At 75.3% G+C, this 9,846-nt stretch carries 11 protein-coding genes; 6 read left to right on the plus strand and 5 right to left on the minus strand.

What is annotated here, in order from left to right; translation table 11 throughout:
• Positions 1 to 1,009, plus strand: a 1,009-nt coding sequence (locus AC0CYZ_RS15160) for a DUF998 domain-containing protein (RefSeq protein ID WP_472216727.1), incomplete at its 5' end; no start/stop codon positions are given.
• A 10-nt stretch (positions 1,010 to 1,019) separates the two neighbouring features.
• Entirely contained in the window at positions 1,020 to 2,501 is a 1,482-nt protein-coding gene (locus tag AC0CYZ_RS15165) for an FGGY-family carbohydrate kinase (RefSeq protein WP_472216729.1), read from the plus strand.
• A 16-nt stretch (positions 2,502 to 2,517) separates the two neighbouring features.
• On the opposite strand, the gene AC0CYZ_RS15170 is transcribed toward AC0CYZ_RS15165, so the two are convergent.
• The 3 genes from AC0CYZ_RS15170 to AC0CYZ_RS15180 form a co-directional block, all read right to left on the minus strand.
• The gene (locus AC0CYZ_RS15170) at positions 2,518 to 3,057 is read right to left on the minus strand and encodes an RNA 2'-phosphotransferase (protein ID WP_472216731.1); all 540 of its coding nucleotides are present in this window, start codon (positions 3,055 to 3,057) and stop codon (positions 2,518 to 2,520) included.
• A complete protein-coding gene (locus AC0CYZ_RS15175) occupies positions 3,054 to 3,452 on the minus strand; it encodes an EVE domain-containing protein (protein ID WP_472216733.1) in 399 nt (132 codons plus the stop codon). Before AC0CYZ_RS15175 ends, AC0CYZ_RS15170 begins: the two co-directional genes overlap by 4 nt.
• 90 nt (positions 3,453 to 3,542) lie before the next feature.
• Positions 3,543 to 4,613, minus strand: coding sequence for a glycoside hydrolase family 172 protein (locus tag AC0CYZ_RS15180; protein WP_472216735.1), 1,071 nt, complete (start codon positions 4,611 to 4,613; stop codon positions 3,543 to 3,545).
• Positions 4,614 to 4,733: 120 nt separating this feature from the next.
• On the opposite strand from AC0CYZ_RS15180, the gene AC0CYZ_RS15185 reads away from it, so the two are divergent.
• Both AC0CYZ_RS15185 and AC0CYZ_RS15190 read left to right on the plus strand, forming a co-directional pair.
• Complete coding sequence (locus AC0CYZ_RS15185) at positions 4,734 to 5,405, plus strand: hypothetical protein (protein ID WP_472216737.1); 672 nt, start codon at positions 4,734 to 4,736, stop codon at positions 5,403 to 5,405.
• Entirely contained in the window at positions 5,402 to 6,013 is a 612-nt protein-coding gene (locus tag AC0CYZ_RS15190; RefSeq protein ID WP_472216739.1) for a hypothetical protein, read from the plus strand. Before AC0CYZ_RS15185 ends, AC0CYZ_RS15190 begins: the two co-directional genes overlap by 4 nt.
• On the opposite strand, the gene htpX is transcribed toward AC0CYZ_RS15190, so the two are convergent.
• Together htpX and AC0CYZ_RS15200 are read right to left on the minus strand one after the other, a co-directional pair.
• On the minus strand, positions 6,004 to 6,885 hold the full coding sequence (gene htpX / locus AC0CYZ_RS15195) for a zinc metalloprotease HtpX (protein ID WP_472216741.1): 882 nt from the start codon (positions 6,883 to 6,885) through the stop codon (positions 6,004 to 6,006). The genes AC0CYZ_RS15190 and htpX overlap by 10 nt on opposite strands.
• Before the next feature lie 45 nt (positions 6,886 to 6,930).
• Positions 6,931 to 7,530 carry a PaaI family thioesterase gene (locus AC0CYZ_RS15200; protein WP_472216743.1) on the minus strand — a complete coding sequence of 200 codons (600 nt, stop codon included), beginning with the start codon at positions 7,528 to 7,530 and terminating at the stop codon, positions 6,931 to 6,933.
• A 27-nt stretch (positions 7,531 to 7,557) separates the two neighbouring features.
• Between AC0CYZ_RS15200 and AC0CYZ_RS15205 the strand changes: the two genes are divergently transcribed.
• Entirely contained in the window at positions 7,558 to 8,430 is an 873-nt protein-coding gene (locus AC0CYZ_RS15205; protein WP_472216745.1) for an enoyl-CoA hydratase-related protein, read from the plus strand.
• A gap of 202 nt (positions 8,431 to 8,632) precedes the next feature.
• On the plus strand, positions 8,633 to 9,846 hold a 1,214-nt coding region (locus AC0CYZ_RS15210), incomplete at its 3' end, for a 2-oxoacid:acceptor oxidoreductase family protein (protein WP_472216747.1).

Below are 9,846 nucleotides of genomic sequence, written 5' to 3' on the forward strand. Positions count from 1 at the left end.
GTGGGTCATGACCACCACGCTCATCCTGCTCGGCCTCCTCTACCTGGCCGTCGCGGCGGGGCTGCGGGCACCGCGACCGGGTCGGTGGGTGCTCGCCGTCGGCGCGGTGGCCGCGACCGCCACCGGGCTCGCGCCGCAGCCCGCCGTCGGGAGCTCCGCGGTGCACATGGCGTGCACGGTGGCCGGGTGCGTCGCCCTGACGACGTGGCCACTCGGGCTGCTGGGCGAACCGCGCCTGCGGGTCGGCTCGCTGGTGGCCGTCGCCACGATGGCCGCGGCCGGGGCCTGGGTGTGCGCGCAGGCCTGGACCGACGGCACCTGGCTCGGCGTGGCGGAACGGGTCGTCCTGCTCGCGCAGACGGTCTGGCCGATCCGGGTGGCGATGGGCACCCGCAGGCTCGGCTCGACGGACCGGTGGACGGTCGTGCTCGCCCTGGTCCCACCGGTGGTCTTCGTCGCCGGCCTCGTCGCGGCCCAGGCCGCCCGGCCCGCGGCCGACCCCCTGCGCTCCTCGTTGAGCTCGCTCGCGCGCCTCGGCGCCGCCGACCGCTGGATCGTGACCACGACGGTGCTCACGGCCGGACTGACCTACGTCGCGGTCGCGGCGGGCCTGCGGCGGGTGCCCGGGCACGGACGCGTGCTCCTCGGGCTCGGCGGCGGCTTCCTCGTCGCCTCCGCGCTCTTCCCGCAACCCGCGTCCGGGGTGTCGTGGGTGCACATGGCGTCCGGCGCGCTCGCGTGGGCCGGGTTCGCCGCGTGGCCGCTGACCGTGGCGGCGTCGCCGTCGACCGCGCGAGCGTGGCGCCGGGCGTCCGCGGCGGCCTCGGCGGTGCTCGTCGTGCTCCTCGCGTGGTTCACGGTGCAGATGGTCACGAGCGGGACCTGGTACGGGCTGTCCGAGCGCATCACGTTCGTCGCGATGAGCGTGTGGCCGGTGGTGATGGCCGTGCGGGGTGCGCTCGAGCCCCGCGGCGCGCTCGTCGGCCCGCGGCCCGACGGCGGCGCCTAGGGTCCGGTCGGTGACGTTCCTCGGGATCGACATCGGGACCTCGTCGTCGAAGGGCGTGCTCGTCGACGCGGACGGCACGGTCGTCGGACGGGCCGACGTCGAGCACGCGACGTCGTTCCCGCATCCCGGCTGGGTCGAGCACGACGCCGAGGCCGTCTGGTGGTCCGACGTCCGGGCCCTCGTCCGTGAGCTGCTGGAGGGACGCGACCAGCCGGACGCGGTCGGGGTGTCGGGCATCGGGCCGGTGCTGCTGCCCGCCGACGGGCAGGGGCGGCCGCTGCGCCCGGCGATCCTCTACGGCGTCGACACCCGCGCGACCGCCGAGATCGCGGAGCTGACCGACGAGCTCGGCGCCGACGCGATCCTGCGCCGCGCCGGGACGCCGCTGTCGAGCCAGGCCGTCGGCCCGAAGTGGCGCTGGCTCGCCCGGCACGAGCCCGACGTCTACGACGCGACCCGGCTCTTCCTGATGGCCAGCTCGTTCCTCGTGCACCGGCTCACCGGCGAGTACGTGCTGGACCACCACTCCGCGAGCCAGTGCGACCCGATGTACGACCTCGACGCCGCGGACTGGGCCCACGACTGGGCGGGGACGGTGGCGCCGGGCCTGGCGCTGCCGCGGCTGCTGTGGCCGACCGAGATCGCGGGGACGGTCACCGCGGACGCCGCCGCCGCGACCGGCCTCCGTGCGGGCACGCCGGTCACCGTCGGGACCGTCGACGCCTGGGCGGAGTCGGTGAGCGCGGGGGTGCGCGACCCCGGCGACACGATGGTCATGTACGGCACGACGATGTTCCTGGTGCAGGTCACGGACGCGCCGGCGCGGCACCGGAACCTGTGGTCGACACGCGGGGTCGCCGCCGGCTCCTTCACCACAGCCGCCGGGATGGCGACGTCGGGGGCGATCACCGCGTGGCTGCGCGACCTCACCGGGCGCGGCTACGACGAGCTCGTCGAGGCGGCCGCGGACGTGCCGGCCGGGAGCCGCGGACTGCTGCTCCTGCCCTACTTCGCGGGCGAACGGACGCCGATCTTCGATCCGGACGCCCGCGGCGTCGTCGTCGGCCTGACGACGGCCCACGGCCGCGCCGAGCTCTACCGCGCGGCCCTCGAGGGCATCGCGCACGGCGTCCGCCACAACCTCGAGGTGTTCGCCGACGCGGGCGGCCCGGCGTCACCCCGGCTGGTCGCCGTCGGCGGCGGCACCCGCGGCGGGCTGTGGACGCGGATCGTCAGCGACGTCACCGGCCTGCCGCAGGACGTCCCGGCCGACACCACCGGCGCCGCGCTCGGGGACGCCTTCCTCGCCGCCGCCGCGGTCGGTGCGGCCGACGACGTGCGGGCGTGGAACCCGGTCGTCGACACCGTCGAGCCCGACCCCGGGGCGCGCGCGCTGCACGACGAGTTCCACCGGCACTACCGCGGCCTCTACCCCGCCACCGCCGACACCGCGCACTTCCTCGCCGAGGCCCAGCGCCGCGCCGACCGCTGAGGGGACCGGGGGACCGTCAGTCCACGCGGCGCAGGAAGCGCGCCGGGACCTCGTCGGCGAGCCACGTGTCCTCGTTGCCGTGACGGAAGACGACCCCGGACGCAGCCGCGGCGAGCGTGTCGAGGACCAGCACGACCGGACGTCCGCCGTGACGAGCCCCGACCCGGCGCGCGGTCTCCTCGTCGGCGGACAGGTGCACGAACTGCCGGCCCATCGGGCGCAGGCCCTCCTGCAGGACCACGTCCGCCGTCCGCGGGGCCGTGCCGTGGAAGAGCGCCGGCGGCGGGTCACCGACGGGCAGCTCGACGCGGCCCTCGACCGAGTGCCCGTAGCGGGCCCGGATCCGCTCGCCGTCGAGCTCGTAGCGCTGCTTCGTGCCGTGGCGCACGACGTCCTCGACGTCGGCGCGCGTCACCGGGTTCCCGGGGGCGCTCAGGCCCCGGGCCAGGGCGTCGAGCGAGGTCCAGCCCTCGTCGTCGAGCTCGAGCCCGAGCCGGCCGGGGTCGTGGCGCAGGGCCCGCGACATGCGCTTGGAGAGCCGGACCCGGTCGGTCATCCGCGCATCTCCATGAGCCGCGCCCAGACGTCGTCGGGCACCGGCGCCCCGGTGCGCACGAACGACGCGCGCAGCGCGGGCCACGACGCGGTCACCGGGTCGGCGCGCAGCTCGGCCAGCGGGACGGGGTGGGGGAAGCGCTCGAGCACCTCGGCCTCGCAGTTCCACGGCCGGTCGGGCACGTCCTCGTGCACCGCGTCCGACGTCGCGCGGAACAGGTAGGCGAGGTCCTTGGCGCGGCGCGAGCGGTACAGCACCGCGAGGTCGCCGCGGCGGGTGTCCCGGTGGCAGGCCCAGCGCATCGCGGGGGCGCCGGGACTGAGCTTGGCGTGCTCGCGCCCGTCCTCGTCGAGATAGCAGTCCGGACCGACGACCCACACCCAACGTCCCGCCACGGCCCAGAGCGTGGCACGGGGCGGGTCGTGGACGTCGCCCACCGTCACCGGCGGTGCCCGGTGCTGATCGCCGACCGGTGGTCGCGCCGATCAGGGCAGGCGCTCGGCGAGCGGAGCCAGCGTGAACGGCACGTGCGGCTCCGCCTGGTACCAGTAGGCGACCGAGGACCAGTCGTCGCTGCGGCGGTTGGCGTGCCCGTGCTCGATGGTCACGCGGATCGAGCGCTCGAACACCACCGGGTCCTCGACGTGGAACCGGTACAGCGAGACCGGCCCGCGCCAGTTCCGCCCGCCCGGCAGCGTCACGCCGTGGTACGGCGCGGACTGGGGCTGCGTCGGGCACCACGCGGTGTTGACGTAGTCCTCGGTGCCGGTGCCGTGCAGCGTCGGGGGCCACTCGCCGCGCTCCTGGTCGACGAAGATCATGTCGTCGCCCTCGCCGTACCAGTTCCAGCGCCGCCGCCGGTGTGGCCGGACGTTGAGCACGCACCCGACGTAGTGCCCGTGCCCCTCGGCCTCGAGGATCGTGTAGTTGTCGTCGCCCGTCAGGTTCACCCCTCCGAACTGGTAGTCCGCGTTCGACCACCCGGGCCGCACCCCGCGGGTCCGCTCCCGGCGCCACTGCGCGTGGAACCGCCCGAGGTCCTCGCCCACCTCGTCGAGCTCCTCGAGGTCGACGTAGAAGTAGGCCCAGACCTCCTCGGGCGCCTCGTTGACGAGCTCGATCCGGGCGCCGTCCGCGAAGGGCATCGCGAACCAGCAGTTGAGCGCCTTGCCGTCCTCGGGGCTCATCTGCAGCGGCGCGGAGACGAAGTTCGTGGTGCGCCCGTGCCCGACCCCGAAGAAGTCGCCGAGGGGCACGTCGACGCTCGGGTGCTCCTCGGAGTCCCACCACATCCGCAGGACGAGGCGGCGCAGCAGGTCGGCGCGCCGCCCGCGGGGATTGCGCGGCGAGCGCGGCGTCGCCACGGTCATCCAGAGGTGGGTCACGACGCCGGCCCCGGACACGTCGAGCAGGGTCGCGCTCCGGCCGGGTCCGAGGTGGACGCGGTCGTCGTTGCCGCCGGTCCGGTCCCAGCTGGAGCTGCGACGACGGCGGCTGCGCCGCAGCCGGGGCAGGTCGCGCAGGCTCGACCCGTGCGGGCCGTAGGCGGCGGTCATGGCGACTGTCTTCCCGCCCGGGCCGCGCGGCGCGCGTCGTGGCGGAAAAAAAGACGGAACCGATCGGCGCCCCCGGGTCTCCAAGCCCCTGACGAGGCCCAGCGGCACCGGGAGGACCACATGGCGAGGACGGCGAGGAAGACGCGACGTCGGGCGGGCCGGGCGCCCGCGCAGCGGCGGGCACCGGGACGCGTCCCGGGGGCGCTGACGGTCCAGCTGCTCCCCCACCTGCTGATCGAGGGGGCGCTGCCCCGGGCCCGGGTCGGGGACGTCCTGGAGGTCGTCCCGGCCGTGTACGCCGGGGTCCTGCACGAGACCGGGCCGTTCCACGGCTCGGTCCCGCCTCCCCACTGGTCGGTCGACGAGTTCGGGTGCGTGGACGCCCGCGGCCAGGTCACCGCCGTGCCGCTCGACCCGGCCACCGGGTGCTCGTGCCGGATCGACGTCCTCGACGCGGCCGGCTGGCTCGTCCCGGTCAACTGGGCGGCCACGGAGCCGCCCGAGGGGGACGGCCCGCTGCACGTCGAGGGCTCGCTGTACCTCGACCCGATGCTCGACGCCGGGACGGGGCACGGCGAGGCCGTCGCGCTCTGTCGCCGCCGGGTCCGGGTCGCCGCCGTGCGGCGCTACCGCCGCACGGCGTACCGGCCGATCGGCCCGGTCCTCCTCCCGCAGTTCCCCGGCCCCGGCGAGGTGTCGGAGGACGCGGTGTACGTCGCGGACCTCGTGCCCGAGCGCGAGGACCGCCCGTCGGCGGCGCTCGCGGGCTGCCACGAGGGCAGCGGGTCGTGAGTGCCGACGCGTGCACGCACGCCGGCTGGACGACGAGGACGCAGGCGCGGGTGCGGGAGGTGACGACGGTGCAGCTGCAGCCGCAGCACCTGGGCGCGGGTCGGCTCCCGGTGGTCGGGGTCGGGGAGTCCCTGGAGGTGGCGCCGGTCCTCTACCTGAGCACCGTCGAGGACCTGCGGTGCCGGCCGCGCACCGCCTGGGAGGCCGGGCCCTTCGGGATCGTCGGGGCGTGCGGCGTGATCGGCGAACCGCGGGTCTTCCGGGACGAGGGCGGCGCGGTCGGCGTGGAGATCCTCGAGGTCGGGGACCGCGAGGTCGTCGTCAACGGCGCGGGGCTCGAGGACCCCGAGCACCTCGAGCCCGGGCGCCTGGTGTTCGTCGAGGGGTCGTTCTACCTCGACGTCGACCTGGTCGGGATCGACGCACCCGTCCCGGTCCCGATGCGGGGCCGGTACCGGCTCGCCGCGGTGCGCCGACACCGGCGCGGGCCCTCGGGCGGCCCGCCGACCACGGAGCGCCTGCACCGGATCCCGGCCCCCGAGGACGTCGACCCGGAGGCGTTCCTGCACGTCGCGGACCTCGTCGGGCCCCGGCGGACTCAGCCGTGACGGGCCATCGCCTGCAGCCGCGCGATGCGGTCCTCGATCGGCGGGTGGGTCGAGAAGAGCTTCGAGGCGCCCTCGCCCGGCCGGAACGGGTTCGCGATCATGAGGTGCGACTGCGAGACGAGCTCGGGGTCCGGCGGCAGCGGTGCGATCTGGGTGCCGTACTGCAGCTTGTGCAGCGCGGACGCGAGCGCCAGCGGGTCGTGCGTGAGGTCGGCGCCGCTGGCGTCGGCCTGGTACTCGCGGGTGCGACTCACGGCCATCTGCACGATCCCGGCGGCCACCGGCCCGACGAGGGCCAGCAGCATCGTGGCCAGGAAGTTCCGGTTGCCGCCGAAGAGCTGCGCCCCGAGCGCGACGAAGGTCACGACACTCGACAGGGCGCCGGCCACCGAGGAGATGAGGATGTCTCGGTTGTAGACGTGGGAGAGCTCGTGGCCGAGCACGCCGCGCAGCTCCCGCTCGTCGAGCAGCCGCAGGATGCCGGTGGTCGCGCACACGGCCGCGTGGCGCGGGCTGCGTCCGGTCGCGAAGGCGTTGGGCGCCTCGGTCGGGCTCACGTAGAGCCGGGGCATCGGCTGGTGGGCCGCGGAGGCCAGCTCGCGGACGATCCGGTACATGCCGGGCTGCTCGGCCTCGGTCACCGGCACGGCGTGCATCGCCCGCAGCGCGATGCGGTCGGAGAAGAAGTACGAGTAGCCGTTGACGCCGATCGCGACCAGCAGGGCGATCAGCAGCCCGCCCCGGCCGAACAGCGAGCCGATGAGGAGGATGAACGCGCTCAGGCCCCCGAGGAGGAGGGCGGTCTTCAGCCCGTTGCGCACCGTGGGTCCCCTTCCGCCGCGGAGCCGGTGGACCACGACCGGCTCGTCCACCGGGTCCAACGTGCGGCGCGGGCCGTCCGTTCCGGGGCGGGGGCCTCAGGCGCGGGCGTCGCGGATCCGGTCGGCGGGCACCCCGAGCGCCTCGAGGTCCTCGGGGCGGCTGTGGCGCAGGAAGTGCTCGAGGCCGACCTGGACGAACAGTGCCCGCGCCGTGCCCACGAGCGGCCCGTCCGCGGCGTCGAGGCGGGCCTCGGCGCTGACGAAGAACTTGCGGCCGGCGACCCCGTCCAGGCGCGCGCGCAGCCACAGCGTCGTGCCGACCGGCACCGGCGCGCGGAAGTCGGTCTCGAGCCGCGCCGTGACGCACGCGCGGGTGACGAGGGCGGGGACCGCCCCCAGGCACTCGTCGAAGGCGGCGGTGAGGAACCCGCCGTGGATCAGGCCTGGCCCGCCCTGCATGTCCTCGGTGACGAGCATCCGGCTGCGCACCGCGACACCGTGACCGGGCTCGCCACCCTCGCCGCGGTCGTCGTCGACCCAGGACTCGACGTGCAGCCCGCCGGGCACGTCCGCGCACCCGCGACACGCCGCGTTGTGGGGCGGCGTCCGCTCCCCGACGCCCGGCGCCTTCGGGTGGCGGGGCGGGATCGTCGCGTCCTCGGGGACGTCGAGGGAGCGGGGGCGCGCCTGGGTCATGTGCGCACGCTAACCGGCTTCGGCACGATGTCGGACGTGGCAGACAGCACTGACGACCCCGCCGTCCTCGTCGAGTACCTCCCCCCGGACGACCCGGCGGAGGGCAGCGGCGTCACCGCGCTGCTGACCCTGCGCGACCCGCGGCGGCGCAACGCGATGTCCCGCGCGCTCTCCGACCGCCTCGTCGAGGCCCTCGACGCGGTGGTCGCCGACGAGACGGTGCACGCCGTCGTCGTCACCGGCGCCGCCGACCGCGGGCCGGCGTTCTGCGCCGGGGGCGACCTCGACGAGCTCGCGGCGATCGGCGGGTCGGAGGGCGCCGACGGCGAGGCCGCCATCAAGGCGGTCTACGCCGGCTTCCTCGCCCTCGCCGCCTGCCCGCTGCCGACCATCGCCGCCGTCGACGGGCCGGCCGTCGGCGCGGGGATCAACGTCGCGCTCGCGGCCGACATCCGCCTGGCCGGGGACACCGCGCGCTTCGAGCCCGGGTTCCTGCGCCTCGGCCTGCATCCCGGCGGGGGCATGACGTGGATGACGCAGCGGCTGGTCGGGTCGCAGACGACGCTTGCGATGCTGCTCGGCGGCGAGGGGCTCGACGCCGCGGCCGCGGTGGCGTGCGGGCTGGCCCTGCGCCGGGTGCCCGGCGAGATGCCGGCGCCGCCGGCCGACCACGACGGCACGGCCACGCGCTCCCCCGCGGTCCTCGAGGCACTGCGGATGGCGGGACACTCGGCGCGGGCGCCGCGGGATCTCGTCGTCGCGACCAAGGCCAGCGTGCGGGCCACCGGCGACCTCGCCGACCACGGCGCGGCGGTCGACGTCGAGGTCGGGCCCCAGCTCACGTCGCTGCACTCGCCGGCGTTCCGGGCCGGCCTCGAGCGGGTGCGCCGACGCCGCTAGGGCCCCGGTCGGGGCTTGTTCGGTCAAGTGTGTTGAGAGCCGCAGCGGGTGGCAACCACTGCGGATCACCACGCGGTTAACGTGGGATGTTGGTGTGGTCGCCCGACGCCGGACCGCAGGGGGGATCGGCCGGGAGGACGCCACGCGCCACGCGCGAGGCCCGGGCAGGTGCCCGGGGTCCTGGAAGGGGTTGGGTCGCTCGATGAGCACGGACACCGAGGTCGGGGCGGAGCTCCCGGACCACCTGGTGGCACACGGCGAGATCCGGCAGACCGAGGTCAAGCAGACCCACCGCGTCGTCATCCGCTTCGCCGGCGACTCCGGCGACGGCATGCAGCTGACCGGTGACCGCTTCACCTCCGAGGCCGCCGCCTTCGGCAACGACCTCGCGACGCTGCCGAACTTCCCGGCCGAGATCCGTGCCCCTGCCGGGACCCTGCCGGGCGTGTCGAGCTTCCAGCTCCACTTCGCCGACTACGACATCCTCACCCCGGGCGACCGGCCCGACGTCCTCGTCGCGATGAACCCGGCGGCGTTGAAGTCGAACCTGAAGGACCTGCCCCACGGCGGGGTCCTGATCGTGAACACCGACGAGTTCACGAAGCGGAACCTGGCGAAGGTCGGCTACGAGTCGAACCCGCTCGAGGACGACTCGCTGGCGCCCTACCAGGTCCACGAGGTCGCGATGGCCACGCTGACGCGCACCGCGCTCGAGCCGACCGGGATGAGCAAGAAGGACGCGGAGCGCGCGAAGAACATGTTCGCGCTCGGGCTGCTGTCGTGGATGTACCACCGCGGCACCGAGGGCACCGAGGCGTTCCTGCGCGAGAAGTTCGCCAAGAAGCCCGAGCTGGCCGAGGCGAACATCCTGGCGTTCCGCACCGGGTGGAACTACGGCGAGACCACCGAGTCGTTCGCCGTCACCTACGAGGTCGCCCCCGCGGCACTGCCCAGGGGGACCTACCGCCAGATCACCGGGAACCTCGCGCTGGCCTACGGCGTCGTCGCCGCGGGTCAGCTCGCGAAGCTGCCGGTGTTCCTGGGCACCTACCCGATCACCCCGGCCTCGGACGTCCTGCACGAGCTGTCCAAGCACAAGGGCATGGGCGTGACGACGTTCCAGGCCGAGGACGAGATCGCGGGCGTCGGCGCGGCCCTCGGTGCGTCCTTCGGCGGCGCGCTCGGGGTCACCTCGACGTCGGGGCCCGGGGTGGCGCTGAAGTCGGAGACGATCGGGCTGGCGGTCGCGCTCGAGCTCCCGCTGCTGATCCTCGACGTCCAGCGCGGCGGCCCCTCGACGGGCCTGCCGACCAAGACCGAGCAGGCCGACCTGCTCCAGGCGATGTACGGGCGCAACGGCGAGGCCCCGGTCCCGATCGTGGCGCCGGCCTCGCCGAGCGAGTGCTTCGACGCCGC

Source organism: Actinomycetospora sp., from assembly GCF_055612215.1.